Below are 17699 nucleotides of genomic sequence, written 5' to 3' on the forward strand. Positions count from 1 at the left end.
ATGAAAAAATTTTACCTGATTGCTTTAACGATCCAATTTTGTTTTCTCCAAATGCATTCTGAAGCTCAAGTTCAAAAAGAAATAAAAAACGGATATATACATCCAGCCGATGGGGTATTTAGAGTTTTTATAGTGTTTGCTGAACTGGATTATTCAACTTCTGGCTGTAGTTATTCTCTTGGCGAAGTGGATGAATCATGGCCTATTGTGGGCGGTGTAACTCAGATACCAACGTATGCGGATAATTTATTTGATCAATATTATACCACCGGTATTACCCCGACAAATTTGATTAGTAAATTTTATTATGAAGCATCCTTTGGGAAATATGTAATTCTTGGTGATTATTATGAAGATGTAATTACAATACCATGTTCAAGTTATAGTGGTTTAGATGGTGTTGCAGAGGTTATTGAAGCATTAAGCAATTCAATTTCCAGTGGTAGTGTATATTCTGCTAATGGATTACCATTAAGCGATTTTGATAATTATGATTTGTTAGGTGGTGAATCAAATTTAAGAGGAGTTTCAAAATCAAATACCAGCGATGATAAAATAGACCTGCTTGTAATTGCTTGGCGCAATAACAATGTTGGCTCAATAAAAAAATGTAACTCGGGTTTTGGGGTGTCCTATTCTGATTATTCATACACAGTTGATGACAAAATAGAAGGAGTAAATACCAGAACATCCTTTAATGTGTGTGGAGATGAGGAAGGTTTTTTCTATATATTTCAAGCAGAAATAATGCATGGACTCTTCGGCCCAAATAATTGGCATTCTGCTGGAGGCGCAGACAAAAGAACATTTTTAATTACACCTGCTTCTGCGGGGATTACTTCACAATCACCTGGCACAAGTGCTTCACCAAGCGGATGGGATAGATGGATGTTAGAATGGGAGCATCCAGCTAAAGACCAAATAGATGATGTATTTATTTCAACCGGTGAAGGAGTATTAGAAACTGATGGTGACATTTCCATTGAGAATCTTCCCAATGGAGGAACATTTGTGCTGAGAGATAATTATTTGACCGGAGATGCGGTGCGCATAAAGTTGCCACATATTGACTGGCAAATTTCGGGTGATATCAAGAATCAGTTTTTATGGCTTGAAAATCATCAACGTCTTTCAGAATTTGATCAAGAAAAGTATATTGACGATTGCAAAACACAGGGTACTGGCTTATATGTTTCACTTCAAGCTGGAAAAGATAATAATTTGCTTGACGATGATGCCTCTGTTTATCCAGCAACTACAAGCCCATCAATGCCTAATAGTTTAGGCAGTTGGATGATGCCTATCTCAGCAGAAGGAAATTTTGATTTTGTAATAAGTACCGAAACACCTCCCTATGGATTATGTGAATGGGATAATGGTAGTTTAGTAATAGATATGGATAATAATATCCCAAATCAGTTTACGGGATTTTCTGATCTTTTTAAAGTTGTTAACGGTGGTGATGGAGTTATTGGAGTTAATCCTTCTGAATCGGATGATTTAGTTATTGGAAGATTTAAAAGATTTGGTTCCAGTGTGGAACATGAATTATATGATTTTGGCGATGATTTAGATGCATTCACTTTATCCGGGAATAATAGATTATCAATTGCAACAAACCCATCTCCTGTTTCTGTTTATACTTATATTTCGAATTTATATGATCCGTTATACCCTGCTTTAAAGAATTCATGGGAAAATGATACGATATGGTTAAACGGATTAAATATTGAAATTAGTGCAGAAACCACAAACACAACTATTGGTGGTAAAGATATAACCGTTGATATATCCTGGGATAACTATTCAGTGGATAATGATGTACGCTGGTGTGGTAACATCGTTTTACAAAATGATGTAAATGACCCTTTAAGCCGTCAAAGTCAAATTATTTTAGAAGAAGGGAAGGTAATTAAACTTGAAAGAGGCAAAAGCCCTACGCAACATATAGCCGAAGAAATGATAGATGATGAATGGATATTTACAAAACCAACCACTCTCACTTTAAAAACCGGAACTAAAACAACCTTAAAGAAAAACTCCTGCTTGTTAGTGAATGAAAATTCTACTCTTTTAATAAAAAGTGGCGCAGAAATAATTATTGAGGAAGGCGCACAATTGCATGCTGAAAATGGTGGACAAATCATCATTGAAGCAGGGGCTATAGTAAAGCTATCGCAGATTAACGCAAAAATATTGGTGGAGAATGGTGGTGAGTTGATTATTAAACCGGGAATTAATGATCTTGAATTAACTGCCCAAACAAAAATTGAAATTGAGAATGGGGGTTTTATGATTTTGGAAGGAAATGATATTTATCTTAACTCAACTTCTGCAACAATTACACTTAAAGCAGGCGGCACCATTCAAACTGCAAATTATGTTGACTTTACTTTTACCGGTACAGGCTACTTAGCATATTATGAAGATGGCATTTTCGACTTAGGAACCGATAGTCGTTTTTATTTAAAAGGAAGCGGCACTACGGATATGAAATGTTGGCTGCAAACAGATGCCGATTTATATATCAGCACAAGAGATGTATGGTTAGAGGATTGTAAAATTGTTTATAACAATAATAGTTTAATGCGCAATGCGTATGCAAATTTTTATGCGGAAAATGTATTGTTTAACACTGGCGGCAGCACTGCAATAAATGGAATTTCTGCCTACGATACTGAATCGTTTTATATTACACAGGGTACATTCGATGGCTTTGCTACTCCTGTTAAACTTGAAAATATTTCTGTATGTCCGGAAGATGTGAATGTAGAAATTCGCCAGACCACTATTAAGAATTATACTCAAAATGGCATTCAGGCAGAAGATGTACATCGCATGTATTTATATGCAAATAGTATTGAAGGAAATGCAAATGCGACAACAGGATTGTGGTTAGAAAATGTAATTGAATGCAGAGTGGAAGCAGGTAATATTAAAAATCATACCTATCAACCCGGCGTATTTTTATACAACACACGTTACTTTATTTTAGATGGCGCCACCATTAAAAGTAATTATCGAGGAATTGAATCTTACCGCAGTAATATTTATTTGCGCAATCAGGCAACAATAAAATTAAATACCACAGAAGGCATTTTTGCTTTAAGTGCTATCAGCGATTTAGTAGATCCCGATATATTATGTAAAATAGTAGTAGGTGATATTGGCTGCGGATGGATAATTCAAAACGAAACGGGAATTTTGGGTGAAGATATTCTTTTGGATATTGATGCAATTACACATGCAATAAATGAAGGTGATACAGCTCAGCCCAATCGTTTTGATGGAAATACAAGAGCGATTGAAGTATGCTACGAATATTTTAATAACACCTATATTTCAGATACATTAATGGCAAAAGGCAATTATTGGACAGGCGGTGGCGCACCCATTGGCAGTGATGTAAGTACAGGCTTTGATATTAAATGTAGTGATATAACAACAGATTCCTCTCTATATGTTTCCACACAACCAACCAATTGCGATTGTCTTGGCAATTGCATTGATATAGAAGACGAAGAAGCCCTTACCTTGCGCATGGCAAATTACTCGTGTAATTACTATATAAATGAAAAGGGAGGAGGTCGTATTACCATTGCAAAGAAATATCAGCAAGCATATCAACTTTTTCTGGAAGGTGATTTTAATTATGCCTATCAGAAATTTAAATGGATAAAAGACAGAGTAGAAGTAGAATATCCTCAAGGCTTACCCGATGGAATTTGTAAAGACTTATATGGAAAAGCATATTGGTATAAAGATCAGATGGCAGTAATAGCAGAAGTATATTGTCAATATCCGTTTTATGAGCGCATGATAGAAGACAATACAGTTATTCCGAAGTTTAGTGTATTTCCAAATCCTGCACAAAACATAGTGGTAATTGCATGCACAGAAATTGGAAAAACCAACTATACAATATTCAGCGCATCAGGCAACCAAATGCAAAGCGGTAGTTTTGAAGGAAGCACACAATTGCAATTAGAAAATTATGCTTCAGGAATCTATTTTATAAATCTGCAAACAGAAACCGCAGTTGAAACTTTGAAGCTGATGGTGGAATAAATAAATTAATTAAACTCACTTTTTAAAAGCCATTGTATCTTGAAGGATATGATGGCTTTTTTTCGTATTATCGGTTTATCACCTCTTGCAGGCATACGTCTATATCAAAGGGATAATATGTTTTTGCATTTTTAGCCCCGATAGCAGTGGAAAGCCCGTACCCCGTTTTTCACGGGGGCGGACTTGGAACGGATAGCGGGAAAAAGCTCCTAAGATTTTTTCTTATTTGTTTTCTTCTACTTTCCCCCAAAAAAAAGAGGCTATTTCACCTTTTGAAATAGCCTCTTTTAAAAGTAAATTAAATTAGATTAATTGTATGCAGGTTTGGGTTGCTGCGAGTCGTTGTTACCTGAATCAATTTTTTCTATTTCTTTATCTGCTCGTTTCTTTGCTAATGCTAATTTATATGCAAACCATTTTTTGTCGAACATCTTGCGCATGATATCATCAAATTTTCTTTGAATGGAAAGGTTATATGCACCTTTTGCTTTTAAGGCAAGGGTAGAGCCAACAGTGCGCACACTTAAACCAAAACCACCTTCCAGATATTCGATATGATGCCAATAACCGCTGGGCATATAAAGCGTATCGCCATATTCTAAAATTGCAGTGCTGCCTTTCACATATTTTAATCCGGGATATTTTTCGTAATCCGGATGATCTATATCTACCGTGGTATGTACATTAAAAGGTAAACGATATAATAATTTGGATTGATCGGGTGCAAAAAGAACCACACGTTTTCTACCGTTAAATTGGGTGAGGAATACATTACTCATATCTATATCCTGATGAATACGTGTTATCGAATTTTTTGGTCCGAAAAACATAAAGGGCAATTTAATATAACCACTTGCAATGGAAGGATATCCAAAATCTTTTAATAGCTCGGGTTTGTATTTAAACACCGGAAATAAAAACAAGCGCAAATCTGTAGGTTCCTTTTCTATTAAATCTAAATATTCGCTGAATTTCATGCGAGCATGTGGGACTTTAATAGTTTCACTGGGATCTGCTTTTGAACTGCTTACTAAATCAACAATGTGGTCACCCATGGCATTTTTAAAATATTCCATAGTCCACTTTTCATAAGCGGGATATTGTTTCCATAAGCCACGGAGAACCACCGGTTTTTGAGGCTTGTGATATTGGTCCATAAATTCCTGTTTGCTTATACTCGAAGCGTCCACCACAGGAACAGGTGAATCATAGTTTATCATATTCCGATTTTATTATTGTACAAAATTAACACAGTAACAATTCTGTGACGAGTGATTTTAATCAATTAACTCACTTTTAATGTTTACAAACTAATTATTTCTAATTCTGTGCGTCGGTTAGTTGCTCTGCCATCCTCAGTTTCATTTGAATCAACCGGTTTTGTTTCTCCGAATCCCTGATGTGATAATCTTTCTTTTGCAATACCTGCCTGTATTAAATAATCTTCCACCGCTAATGCTCTGTCAATGGATAATTGTAAGTTTTCAGACTCACTTCCAATATTATCCGTATGTCCGTTTATCCGCACTTTAATATTGTTATTTAATTGCAGTAATTCAACCGCTTTATTTAATTCAGTTTCTGATTCCGGCAATAACTCTGCAGAAGCGGTATTAAAAAATATATTGCGCAGCGTAATTATTTCTCCTGAAGAAACAGGTTGAAGAAAAATTTCGAGTGTATAGGGTTCATCTTGTTTTACATTTTCCAAACTGAAATTTTCTGAGTGGAATAAATAGCCTTGCTTTTGAACAAACAATCCGTACTCATTTCCAATAGGTAGAATAACTAAAAACTCTCCATTTTTTTCATCGCTAAAAGTGGTGAGTACTTCTTTACCTGTTTTCAAATTCATTAACTGCACTTCTGCTTTCAATGTCTTTTTAGTGCGGGCATCTTTTACAATTGCTTTCACATAAGTTACCGGCTCTGGTCGCATAGGAGCAGGTACGTTGAAGCTGTATAAATCAAGTAATCCCAAGGCATCAAATCTATCGCTGGCAAAGTATGCAGTGTTTCCATCTGCTGAAAGACTAAGTGTGGTTTCATCGCCGGAAGTATTTATAGGATAACCAAGATTTACAGGTGTTTGCCATTCGCCATTTTCATCTTTTTTAATAAAAAATAAATCACTGCCACCCATGCCCGGATGTCCGCTGCTTGAAAAATATAATGTGCGTCCGTCGGGATGAATAAAGGGTGATTTATCATCTTCAGGGGTATTTATTTTCGGACCTGCATTCACAGGTTTTTCCCAATAACCATCTTCACCCATTTTGCTGATGTAAATATCTGCGCCGCCTAAACCTCCCGGACGATTACTGGTATAAAATAAATATTTCCCATCGGCAGAAACAGAGGGTTGTGAATCCCAATTTCCGGAATTTATATTTCGTCCTGCATTTTCAGGATAAGTCCATTCGTTGCCAATTTTTAATGAGTAATAAATATCACAACTGCCGAATCCTTCAGGGCTATTACATAAGGTATAAAAAAGCCATTTGCCATCAGCAGAAATGTTTTGAGCACCTTCATTTAATTTACTATTAATTGGCTTACCCATATTTAAGGCAGCAGACCAAACGCCATTGATATTTTCTGTAATGAAAAAATCTTCATTTAAATGAATAGTAGTTCCACCGCTTTCTAATTTAACTTCTTCTTGAATGTTTCTTGTAAAAATCATAACAGAATTATCAGCAGAAATACTGGGGAAATATTCTGAGTATTCGCTGTTTACATTCGGTCCGAGATTGATTGGTTTAAATTCAACAGGATGTTGCACTGCATCCACTGCAAACTCAATACTTGTCAACAATAATTCTGCTTTTCTTTTGTTTCTCCAACAATATCCGGATGTGCAAGAAATATTTGAATATGTTCAAACGCTTCATCGTACTTCATCAGCATTTGTTCTGATCTTGCAATTTTTATATAAACACCTACATCATAATCAGCTTGAAGGTCAATTGCTTTTTCTAAAAAATTCTTCTGCTTCTACATGCAAACCCGCTTGCTGATATGCATCGCCGCCATAGATATATGCTGTAATAAATTCAGGTTCGATTGTAACGGCCTGCTTAAACGCTTCAGCAGCTTCTTTAAAATTGCTGCCCATTGCCATTTGAATTCCGGTATCAAAAAATTTGCGTGCTTTTTTGGATGCAGTTTCAGGAGTTACTATCTGACTGTAGCTCTGAAAAAAAGTAAAACAAAATAATCCTGTAATTATTAAGTGGCGCATATATTTTTTCTACAACGTGATTATAAGGTGATGATTATAGTTTAAAAAAACCCCTATCTGGTTAGGAAAGGGGTTGGGTAAATGGACTTTATTAAAAATTATTTTCTACGCAACACTTCATCTGCTGATTTATCATGCGATTTTTTACCATATAATTCAAGTGCTAAAGAAGATGCAATAAATACAGATGAATATGTACCGAAGGCAACTCCTACAAAGATTGCTAATGCAAATCCTTGTATATTTTCTGTTCCAAATAATAGTAACACTAAAATGGACAGCATTGTTGTACCACCTGTAATTACAGTACGACTTAGTGTTTGATTAATTGCAAGGTTAAATATCTCTTTAATAGTACCTGCTTTTGATTCTCTAAGGTATTCACGAATTCTGTCGAAAACTACCACAGTGTCGTTAATTGAGTAACCGATAACAGTTAACAAGGCCGCAATAAATGCTTCATTAATTTCCAGAGTAAACGGCATTATATTTTTAAAGATGGCAAATACTGAGAGTACAACTACTGCATCGTGCAATAAGGCCATTACTCCGCCAAGTGCAAATTGCCACCTTCGGAATCGAATAGTGATATAAATGAAAATAGCAAGAAGTGCAAGTCCTAAAGCAATAAAGGCACTTTTCTTAATGTCTTGTGCAATGGTTGGCTCCACTTTCATTTGACTTTCTTTATATACTGCATCCCATGTGCTGAAGCTTGGATCTGTTGAATAAAAGCCAGTAAGATTTTGGTAAAGAGTTGAAGCAACTACACTATCAGTTTCAGGAAATGATTCTTCAATTTTATAACTCGTTGTAATTTTTAATTTATCATTTCCGCTGAAAGTTTTCACTTGTATTTTATCATCAAAAGTCCCGAACAAATGATTTCTCACTTCAGTAGCATCAACCGGTTGATCGAATTTTACTGTGTAAGTTCTACCGCCTTTAAAATCGACACCTAAATCAAATCCGGAAATGAAAATAAACATCAATCCGATAAATGTTATTGACAAAGAGAAAATATAACCAATACGTCGTTTTCCCATGAAATCAAAATTTACATTCTTAAAAGCATTCTTGGTGAAATTCGTATAGTATTTAATTGGTTTTTCTTTGCGAACCATATTATCCAAAATCAATCTGGAAATAAAAATGGAAGTAAATAATGAAGTTAAAATACCAATGATAAGGACTACTGCAAATCCTTTAACTGGTCCTACACCAAATTGAGAAAGGATAATACCAATTATTAAAGTTGTTAGCTGCGAGTCAATAATGGCTGAATAAGAATTGGAATAACCATCGGCAATTGCTTTAATCATGGTTTTACCTTTTGCCAATTCCTCCCTAATACGTTCATATATAATAACGTTGGCATCCACCGCCATACCCATTGTCAATACAAGACCGGCAATACCAGGTAGTGTTAATGTAGCCCCAATAGATGAGAGTATTCCAAATATGAAAAATATATTGGCGAATAAAGCAATGTCAGAAACTAATCCGGCAGTACTGTAATATAACGCCATAAAGAAAATCACAAGCACAAGTCCTGCAATCATGGATATTAAACCTGCACTAATTGCCTGACGACCTAATGAAGGACCTACAATATCTTCCTGTACAATGCGACTCGGCACCGGTAGCTTTCCTACCTCTAAAATATTTGCTAATACCTGTGCATCTTTTACTTCAAAATTTCCAGAGATAACAGAACGACCGTTAGGGATTTCTTCATTTACTCTAGGAGCAGAATACACAGTGTTATCTAAAGTAATTGCAATAAACTTTCCTGTATTTTCTGAGGTTATTCTTCTCCATGCTTTAGCTCCATCGCTCTTCATAGTCATGGAAACTTCCGGCGAACCGTTAGTTGGATTAAAACTTTGAGTTGCGTTACTAATTACATCACCTTCAAGCAGAGGGCCATTGCCATCCACTTTTCCTTTCATAGCATACAATTCATACAGATCTTTATCTGTAGGAATAGGTCCGGAACTTAGCATGAACCTAACATCTCCGGGAAACGTACTTACCACAACATCCATTGCGAGATACTCCATCAATTTGGCAGTATCTTTCACATTTACATATCCTAAAACAGGGCCTGCACTTTGGGGTGGCAATAAAACGGTATTTAATAATGGTCCGGATTGAGAAGCAGTTGTATCTAAATCAGAAATAGTATCGGTATTTTCACCAAACAGTGTATTAGAATCGCCGGAGTTTTCTGCAATTACTTCGGTTTGCGTAGCAGTATCTTCAGTAAATGCAGTTGTATTAACTGTAGTTGTATCTATTATAGAACTCCCATCACTAAAAGTATCTTTGTTCTCTTCCATTACACTTCTCAACGCTTCATTGGCAGCGGTAAGATTAGCAGAAAGATCCTGGATAGTATATGTTTGCCAAAACTGAAGATTTGCAGTTGATTGAAGTAGTTTTCTCACTTGCTTAGGATTATCTACTCCAGGTAATTCAACAATAATTCTTCCGGTGCTTTCTTGTAAAGTAATATAAGGCTGTGATACACCAAATTTATCAATTCGTTCTTTGAGTTTTGTATAAGTAGAGTTAACACCTTTCTCGGCTTCTTCCTTTAGAAATGTTTTTACATCTGAGTTGGAAGCGGTAGCTGCAAGTTTTTCGGAGTTATCTCTGCTACTAAACAGTGAAACCAATTGAGATCCCGGATTTGCCTTCTCATAAATCGAAACAAATAAATCTATCAAATCTCCATTACCTTTTCCAGATTCAATTCTCGCTTGTTCTAATGCCTCATTCAGCTTTGGATTTTTTGGATTATTGGAAAGGCTTTTAACGAGGTCGTATTTGGAAACTTCCAATACTACACTCATTCCACCTTGTAGATCAAGTCCAAGTTTTAGAGCTCTTTCTTTTACCTCATCATAATTATATTTTGCAATACCGAGGTTATATACTGTTTCATTGGCTTTTTTGGCCAGATATTCCCGTTTCTTTTCTGAGATAAATTCTACTCTGTCTTCACCAGTTAAATCTGCAGTTACAGATTGCTCGGCATAAGCAGCTGCATCACTTTCAACATTGCTTGCAACCCAGGTGAATGATAGTTGATAGATACATACTAAAGCGAGAACAATCAGGAAGAACCTGATTAAACCTTTTACCCTGCATAATTCGTGATTATTTATAATTTTAGGTCAAATTTTGAGCGTGCAAATATAGGAATATTTTCAGCAAGCAATACGGGATAACTTACAACCTAATCCTATCCGCTAGCATCATTCATAAAACATAAACAAAACATATATTAAACACACATTAGATTGAATATGAAACGTTTTACAATTATTACAGCTTTGCTTTTTAGTTCTTCTCTGATTTTTGCCCAAAATACAGCAACCGATTGGTTTAACTCTGCCTATGAAAAATATACAAAAGCAGATTATGTGGGTGCCGTTGCGGATTATACGGAATGCATTGCTTTAGCACCTGAGGATGCAGCTGCATATTTCAATAGAGGACTTGCCAATTACTACGGAGGGAAATTTGTCGCAGCAGTTGAAGACTTTGACAAGGTTACTAAAATCAATACCGGAGATTATGAGGCTTATTATTATAAAGGATATACGCTAGTTGATTTGAATAAGCTGGAGGAGGCTGTTCAGGCATACACAAGCGCTATATATTACAATACAGATTATGTAGAAGCTTATCTTGAAAGAGGTTTTACAAGATATTCACTTGGAAGATATACTGAAGCACTTGAAGATTTTAACACCACAATTCGCTTGGACGATTCTGAGAATGATGCATATTACAACCGTGGGCTTTGCTATCAAAAATTAGGCGATCCGGCAAAAGCAGCAATTGATTTTTAAAAAATGTACGGAGATAAATGCGAATGATGAAGATGCATGGTTCAACCTTGGTTTTAATCAGGTAGATTTAAAAAAGTATGAAGATGCAATTGCTTCTTACACAAAAGTTTTGGAATTGCATCCGGAAGCTAGTGATGCATATTATAATAGAGGCCTTGCTTACTATTATTTATATGATGATGAAAATGCATGTTCAGATTGGAAACGTGCCATTGATTTGGGAGATACAGATGCTCAGCAGGATTACGACAATATTTGTAAAAAGTAATTTTTTAAACACGATTTTTACTAAAGCCGGTTTCTCCGGCTTTTTTACTAATCTTATCTCACAATATGAAATTTGTACTCGCATTCGTTGGTATTCTTTTATTAGTAGAAAATAGCAGTGCGCAAGTGGCACCTGATTTTACCATAACTGATATAAATGGAGTAGAACACAATTTATATGAAAGACTCAATTCTGAACACACAGTAATTATCAATTTCTTTTTTTTGGGATGTACACCTTGTGAATATTATTTACCGGATTTGAAGCAGTTGAATATTGAATATGGTGCAGCTGCAGGAGGTGGCTTGGAAATCTGGGTAATTAGTAAACAAGATGAATCTGCAGAACTTGCTGCATTTAATCTAGAAAATGATTACCCTTTTTATTTTTTTGGTGTAGATGGTGGAGGTTATGATGTGGTGCAAGCCTTTGAAATAATTTACGATACTCTATTTTATCCCAATTACACAGTGGTTTGTCCTGATGCAAGCACCACCTTTGATATTTGGCCCGTTACCGATGGTATTTGGGAAATAGAATCCGTCATGTTGCAGTGTAATTATGATGTTGCAATAGAATCTGTTTCAAATTCCGATTTTAAGATTTACCCTAATCCTGCAAGTACAATGATTCAGTTTGAGGGGGAAAATTTTGATAAGATTCGCATTTCAGAATTAAATGGAAGGATTTTATTTGAAACTGAATCCTCAATAAATCAAATTGCAATTGAAAATCTGGAACCGGGAATGTATTTGTTTTCAGGATTTAAAAATAATCAGCAAATTATTACTTCACTCTTTATGAAAAAATAAAAGCCCCCGAAATCGGAGGCTTTTAAAAGATTTAATATTATTTTATTTAGACACTTTGAATTTGCCTGCAAAAATTTGTTCGCCGTTATTCATTAAGCGAAACATATATAATCCTGAAGCATAATTACTCACGTTAATTGCATTCATTTCAGGAGTTAGAGTAGTATAGTCAACTTTAGATCCGCTGATGTTATACACTTCCATCTCAACATTATAATCAAGTGGATTTAAAATGTTGATTACATCATAAGCCGGATTTGGATAAATATTCGGTTTTAAACCACTACCTGCAAGAAAATCAATGGATGATAAACCGGTAAGGGTCATATTATCTATATATAAGATACTTCCCGCAATAGCACCTGCAAAACTGCCTGATGATAAAAGAATAACCTGCATAGAATCAGGTGTGCCCGCTGTTGCAATTGGCACTTCAAACATCGTATAAGTTGATTTTTCTGTGGCATCGTTAAACTCGCCGCCACCAACTATTGTTCCGTCTTGAAATAATTGAACTCCAATACTCATCGTATCTCCTGGCGCTGGAAAATATTTATAATATCCAACCAATGCATCTGCAACTTCAGAAATTGCCATTCCGCCAATAACACCGGCTTCTAAGGTTAATGGATCAAATACAATTGTTCCAATAACTAAAGTGCCTGGAATAGTAAGTGGTGGCAAACCGGTAGCTACTAATGTTTTGGTAGTAAGTTTTGCAGCAGCAGAACCTGACTGAACCGAAGCGGTTTCTTTTTCAACCACACGGTCAGCTAAACCAAGTGCAGCTCCAATAACATCCGGGCTATCCCAACCCACAGGTTTTTCGCCGGTACCGATTACAAGTGGTAACCAGTCTTCCATATCTCCATTTGGAATTTGCTGTGCAATTCCGGAAAATGGTAAATATGCTAATGCAGTAATTAATAATAGTAAACGACTTCTCATAGTGTCAATTTTTTAAATGTTTTTGAATAGCACAAATATAAGGCAATGTAAAACCATAATTATGTAATGATTTAAATCTTATGTGAATAATTTTTCAATTCAGAAACATATTTGTAAATCATCTTTGTAATAATGATTTTAATCAAATTTAAATTAAAACACCTATTTAAACAGTTATGCCATAAACTTGTTAGAGTTAACTAAAACAAATATTTAAATAATTATGAAAGTAAATGTAAATGATGTTGCTCCAAAATTCTCCTTGTATTCCAGTGAGAAAGAGTTAATAAACTTAGAAGATTTTAAAGGTCAAAAAGTATTGTTGTTATTTTTTCCGCAAGCGTTTACCGGCGTTTGTACAAAAGAAATGTGTGCGACGAGAGATGGTCTTGGTGCCTATGAAGATTTAGATGCTAAAGTGCTTGCAATTTCTGTGGATTCCGTAAATACACTTGCAAAATTTAAAGAAGTTGAAAAACTAAATTTCTCTTTGCTATCTGATTTTAATAAAGAAGTGATTGAAATGTATGGCTGTGTGCATGAAACTTTTAATCCGGGAATGAAAGGTGTTGCTAAAAGATCTGAATTTGTTATAGATCGTGAAGGAATTGTGCGCTATGCGAATGTGAAAGATTCACCTGCTGATTTTCCTGATTTTGATAAAATTAAAGAAGTATTAAAGTCCATCGATTAATTCGTGTTCACCATTCGGGTATATGGACTTTGGCTGCACAACAATAGTGTTTTACTATCTAATGAATCAGTTAAAGGTGTACAAGTAATAAAATTTCCCGGAGGTGGACTTGAATTTGGTGAAGGAACAATAGATTGTTTAAAAAGAGAATTTATAGAAGAACTCGGATTAAAAATCCGGGTTCTTCGTCATTTATATACCACCGATTTTTTTGTGCAATCTTTTTTAAATGATCAACAGCAAGTAATTAGTATATATTATTTGATTGAAGCGGAAGAGATATCAAACGACGGTTATAAAAATCTCCCTTTCAATGCAGAAAATAATCAAAGTTTTTTATGGAAACGTTGGGATGAATTACAAGAAAAGGATTTGAATTTTCCAATTGATAAAGAAATATTACGTCGTATAAAATTTGGTGAAATACAGATTTAATGTTCAATAGTTTTTTTTACTTGTTTTAAATTCAACATATTTAATGCATCCGGTTCCATACCTGTAATACCGGGTTTTACAAATCTGTAAACTTCATCATAATACAGTGGTACAATAGGCGCATCCTGCATCATTACACTATCCATACTGCGATATAAAAGATTGCGTTTGTTCAAGTCTGTTTCAGCAACTGCTTGCTCAAATAATAAATCAAATTTCGGATTACTATATCTTGCATAATTTGGTGGTGCACCTGATTTAGAATAAAATAATTGCAAGAAAGATTCTGCATCTCCATAATCAGCAATCCAGCTTCCACGAAAGAAAGCAGACTGTCGGTTTACTCGCATTTCACGAAGTATTCTCGGATCCACCGTTTCTATCCGAATTGCAATACCAATATGTTCTAATTTTTCCTTTATAAAAACAGCAATATCCTGATATTGATCTGTAGTATGCAACATGATTTCAGGTAAGCCAATTCCATTTTCAAAACCTGCTTCTTTAAATAATTGAATTGCTTTTGAAGGATTATAATTATAGCCAAAATGCTCATAAAAATATTGATGATATAAACTGGGCGGCACTATTCCATCTTCAGCAGGAATACCTCTTCCATTGCGCAGAAATAAAATTATTTCCTTACGGTTAATTGCATAGTTAATTGCTTGTCGTATTTTTTGAATTGTCAATGGATTCATCTGCATAATTGCAGCGGTGGAGTCCATAAGTATTGTGAGATATTCTACATTTAAATAAGGACCTTTTAATAATTGAAACTGCTTGGCATATTGTTCTTGCAATTGTCCGTCACCTGTTAACACAGAGCGTTGTAAACTCACATCAATATCACTTACAAAATCCAATTCTCCATTCATAAATTTTAAAAATTCTGTTGACTTGTTGGAGATAAATTGAAAGTTAATTGCATCGAGATAGGGAAGTGGTTCACCTTTCAAATCTGTTTCAAAATAATTTGGATTTTTATGCATAATTAATAAATCTCCTTCCTTCCATTTTATAAGCATAAAAGGACCCGTGCCCACAGGATTACTACGGAAATCTTTGCCGTATTTTTCAATACCTTCTTTAGGTACAACACTACAATACGGAATACATAATCGTTGTAAAAAAGGAGAGAAAGGATGAATTAAATTAACGGCAAGTGTCGAATCATTCACCGCAATAAACGGTTGATTACTATTCACAATATTTTGAAACACCCAATTGCCTCTTGCAGCTGTTTTCGGATCTAACAAACGATTAAATGAAAACACAAAGTCCTCAGCAGTTACTCTTCTTCCTTTATTATTTTCAAAACAGATGTTGTCATGAAAAAATACGTCATTGCGTAAGTTAAATGTGTAGGTTTTTTCATCAGCGCTTAATGTCCATGATTTCGCAATACAAGGAATCACCTGTAAACCGGAATCCAATTGCACTAATCCGTTAAACATTTGATTTACTGCCCATGAATTTGGTTGGTCGCTTGCAAATGCAGGATCTAAAGAAGTTACCGGATTGGAAAGGTTGAGATTAAAAACTGTCTTCTCTGCTGCATCACTTTCACGTTTACAGGATTGCAAACAACAAACACTGAGTGCAAGAACTGCGAACAGTACTTTTATTAAATACTTAGACAAAATGCGTAAAGTTTAATTGAAAATAAAATTCAGGAAATAAAGATAATGTTTAAGCCAGTTTGATTGCCGAATTAATTGTGCATACAAAAAAAATATGCTTTGACCTAAACCGTTGGAAATTATCCACACTGAAAAAATATGCTGTTTAAAAGTTTATTCACTATGCTTAGTCTGCGGTAAAGCAATCGTTTAATTTTACCCTGTCGAAAAAATAGCTCAGACAAATGAAGATAATCTATTACGGTCATTCATGTTTTTTAGTAGAAATATCAGGAAAGCACTTGTTGTTTGATCCGTTTATTACACCTAATCCATTGGCAAAAGCAATTGATATAAATACTATTAAGGCAGATTTTATTTTACTGAGTCATGGACATTTAGATCATGTGGCAGATGTAATTGCAATACAAAAAAATACAAACGCTACTATCATTGGAAATTTTGAAGTAGTAACCTGGTTTCAAAAACATGGAATTGAAAATTTTCATCCGATGAATATCGGCGGTCAATGGACTTTTGATTTTGGTGTTGTAAAAATGGTGCATGCAGCGCATTCCAGTTCAATGCCGGATGGCTCTTACGGTGGTAATCCCGGAGGATTTATTATCACTTCCAAAGAAGCTACATTTTATTATGCAGGTGATACTGCACTTACACAGGACATGAAGTTGATTGGAAAAAATTATAAACTTGATTTAGCGTTTCTTCCGGTTGGCGATAATTTTACAATGGGTTATGCAGATGCAGTAATCGCATCGAAAATGATAAAATGCGATACCGTTATCGGAATGCATTACGATACTTTTGGTTATATTGAAATAGACCACAAAAAAGTAAAGAATAAATTTAAAGACGAAGAAATTAATTTACACTTAATTAAAATAGGAGAAACTTTTAACACCTGATATGGGAAAAATAATTGCGATAGCAAATCAAAAAGGCGGTGTTGGTAAAACCACAACCGCTATTAATCTGGCTGCAAGTCTTGCAGTTTTAGAATTCAAAACATTATTAGTGGATGCTGATCCGCAGGCCAATTCAACTTCCGGTATCGGTTTCGATCCTAAAGTGAATCGCACGAATATTTATGATTGCATGATTAATGAAAAAATAGCAAAAGATGCGGTGATTGATACAGCCACACCAAATTTATTTTTATTACCTGCTCACCTCGATTTGGTTGGAGCAGAAATAGAATTAATAAATCATCCCAATCGTGAAAAAATAATGGGTAAAGTGTTGGAAGAAATTAAAGATGATTTTGATTTTATACTCATTGATTGTTCTCCTTCACTCGGCTTAATTACAGTGAATGCACTCGCAGCTGCGGACTCAGTATTGATTCCTGTGCAGTGCGAATATTTTGCATTGGAAGGATTGGGAAAATTATTGAATACAGTTAAAATTGTTCAAAACAGATTGAATAATGAATTGCAGATAGAAGGTATTTTACTCACGATGTATGATGTGCGTTTGCGTTTATCTAATCAAGTAGTAACAGAAGTAAAGCGTCATTTTCAGGATATGGTGTTTGATACAATTATACATCGCAACACTCGTTTGGGTGAGGCACCGAGTTTTGGAAAACCAGTAATTATGTATGATGCAGAATCTACCGGCGCAATTAATTACATGAATCTTGCACGGGAAATTTTACAAAATAACGGTAAGGTGGAAGTAATTGAGAACAATGATTCGCTGTTAAATATTAGTCAGAATTGATT

14 protein-coding genes are annotated in these 17699 nt (G+C 35.0%); 8 read left to right on the forward strand and 6 right to left on the reverse strand.

Annotated elements, in window-relative coordinates:
• Window positions 1–4068 carry a T9SS type A sorting domain-containing protein gene (locus tag IPN31_09035; GenBank protein ID MBK8682031.1) on the forward strand — a complete coding sequence of 1356 codons (4068 nt, stop codon included), beginning with the start codon at window positions 1–3 and terminating at the stop codon, window positions 4066–4068.
• A gap of 308 nt (window positions 4069–4376) precedes the next feature.
• On the opposite strand, the gene IPN31_09040 is transcribed toward IPN31_09035, so the two are convergent.
• From IPN31_09040 to secDF, 4 genes are all read right to left on the reverse strand, one after another.
• Entirely contained in the window at window positions 4377–5288 is a 912-nt protein-coding gene (locus tag IPN31_09040; protein MBK8682032.1) for a cupin-like domain-containing protein, read from the reverse strand.
• A gap of 83 nt (window positions 5289–5371) precedes the next feature.
• Window positions 5372–6886, reverse strand: coding sequence for a PD40 domain-containing protein (locus IPN31_09045; GenBank protein ID MBK8682033.1), 1515 nt, complete (start codon window positions 6884–6886; stop codon window positions 5372–5374).
• Between the two features lie 147 nt (window positions 6887–7033).
• Window positions 7034–7312: a hypothetical protein gene (locus IPN31_09050; protein ID MBK8682034.1), complete on the reverse strand. Its 279-nt coding sequence runs from the start codon at window positions 7310–7312 to the stop codon at window positions 7034–7036.
• Between the two features lie 98 nt (window positions 7313–7410).
• Complete coding sequence (secDF, locus tag IPN31_09055) at window positions 7411–10488, reverse strand: protein translocase subunit SecDF (protein ID MBK8682035.1); 3078 nt, start codon at window positions 10486–10488, stop codon at window positions 7411–7413.
• A gap of 138 nt (window positions 10489–10626) precedes the next feature.
• On the opposite strand from secDF, the gene IPN31_09060 reads away from it, so the two are divergent.
• The 3 genes from IPN31_09060 to IPN31_09070 all read left to right on the forward strand — a co-directional run bounded on the left by IPN31_09060 (window position 10627) and on the right by IPN31_09070 (window position 12255).
• Window positions 10627–11175: a tetratricopeptide repeat protein gene (locus tag IPN31_09060; protein ID MBK8682036.1), complete on the forward strand. Its 549-nt coding sequence runs from the start codon at window positions 10627–10629 to the stop codon at window positions 11173–11175.
• Window positions 11165–11443, forward strand: coding sequence for a tetratricopeptide repeat protein (locus IPN31_09065; GenBank protein MBK8682037.1), 279 nt, complete (start codon window positions 11165–11167; stop codon window positions 11441–11443). Before IPN31_09060 ends, IPN31_09065 begins: the two co-directional genes overlap by 11 nt.
• Before the next feature lie 65 nt (window positions 11444–11508).
• Window positions 11509–12255: a T9SS type A sorting domain-containing protein gene (locus IPN31_09070; GenBank protein ID MBK8682038.1), complete on the forward strand. Its 747-nt coding sequence runs from the start codon at window positions 11509–11511 to the stop codon at window positions 12253–12255.
• A 42-nt stretch (window positions 12256–12297) separates the two neighbouring features.
• Here the strand turns inward: IPN31_09070 and IPN31_09075 are convergent, their stop codons facing one another.
• Entirely contained in the window at window positions 12298–13203 is a 906-nt protein-coding gene (locus IPN31_09075) for a T9SS type A sorting domain-containing protein (GenBank protein ID MBK8682039.1), read from the reverse strand.
• 223 nt (window positions 13204–13426) lie between these two features.
• On the opposite strand from IPN31_09075, the gene IPN31_09080 reads away from it, so the two are divergent.
• Window positions 13427–13897: a peroxiredoxin gene (locus IPN31_09080; GenBank protein MBK8682040.1), complete on the forward strand. Its 471-nt coding sequence runs from the start codon at window positions 13427–13429 to the stop codon at window positions 13895–13897.
• A gap of 3 nt (window positions 13898–13900) precedes the next feature.
• The gene (locus IPN31_09085; GenBank protein MBK8682041.1) at window positions 13901–14332 is read left to right on the forward strand and encodes an NUDIX domain-containing protein; all 432 of its coding nucleotides are present in this window, start codon (window positions 13901–13903) and stop codon (window positions 14330–14332) included.
• Here the strand turns inward: IPN31_09085 and IPN31_09090 are convergent.
• Window positions 14329–15975: an ABC transporter substrate-binding protein gene (locus IPN31_09090; GenBank protein MBK8682042.1), complete on the reverse strand. Its 1647-nt coding sequence runs from the start codon at window positions 15973–15975 to the stop codon at window positions 14329–14331. The genes IPN31_09085 and IPN31_09090 overlap by 4 nt on opposite strands.
• A gap of 224 nt (window positions 15976–16199) precedes the next feature.
• On the opposite strand from IPN31_09090, the gene IPN31_09095 reads away from it, so the two are divergent.
• A complete protein-coding gene (locus tag IPN31_09095) occupies window positions 16200–16880 on the forward strand; it encodes a metal-dependent hydrolase (protein MBK8682043.1) in 681 nt (226 codons plus the stop codon).
• A gap of 1 nt (window position 16881) precedes the next feature.
• Entirely contained in the window at window positions 16882–17697 is an 816-nt protein-coding gene (locus IPN31_09100) for a ParA family protein (protein ID MBK8682044.1), read from the forward strand.
• The last annotated feature ends 2 nt before the right edge of the window (window positions 17698–17699 follow it).

The organism is Bacteroidota bacterium (genome assembly GCA_016715425.1).
Lineage (GTDB): Bacteria > Bacteroidota > Bacteroidia > Chitinophagales > BACL12 > JADKAC01.

What these genes read in the sequence shown, in the direction of transcription:
- IPN31_09050 (MBK8682034.1), bottom strand. Translation starts at nt 7,312, where the DNA reads ATGCGCCACTTAATAATTACAGGATTATTTTGTTTTACTTTTTTTCAG.
- IPN31_09095 (MBK8682043.1), top strand. Translation starts at nt 16,200, where the DNA reads ATGAAGATAATCTATTACGGTCATTCATGTTTTTTAGTAGAAATATCA.
- IPN31_09070 (MBK8682038.1), top strand. Translation starts at nt 11,509, where the DNA reads ATGAAATTTGTACTCGCATTCGTTGGTATTCTTTTATTAGTAGAAAAT.
- IPN31_09040 (MBK8682032.1), bottom strand. Translation starts at nt 5,288, where the DNA reads ATGATAAACTATGATTCACCTGTTCCTGTGGTGGACGCTTCGAGTATA.
- IPN31_09060 (MBK8682036.1), top strand. Translation starts at nt 10,627, where the DNA reads ATGAAACGTTTTACAATTATTACAGCTTTGCTTTTTAGTTCTTCTCTG.
- IPN31_09080 (MBK8682040.1), top strand. Translation starts at nt 13,427, where the DNA reads ATGAAAGTAAATGTAAATGATGTTGCTCCAAAATTCTCCTTGTATTCC.
- IPN31_09035 (MBK8682031.1), top strand. Translation starts at nt 1, where the DNA reads ATGAAAAAATTTTACCTGATTGCTTTAACGATCCAATTTTGTTTTCTC.
- IPN31_09100 (MBK8682044.1), top strand. Translation starts at nt 16,882, where the DNA reads ATGGGAAAAATAATTGCGATAGCAAATCAAAAAGGCGGTGTTGGTAAA.
- IPN31_09075 (MBK8682039.1), bottom strand. Translation starts at nt 13,203, where the DNA reads ATGAGAAGTCGTTTACTATTATTAATTACTGCATTAGCATATTTACCA.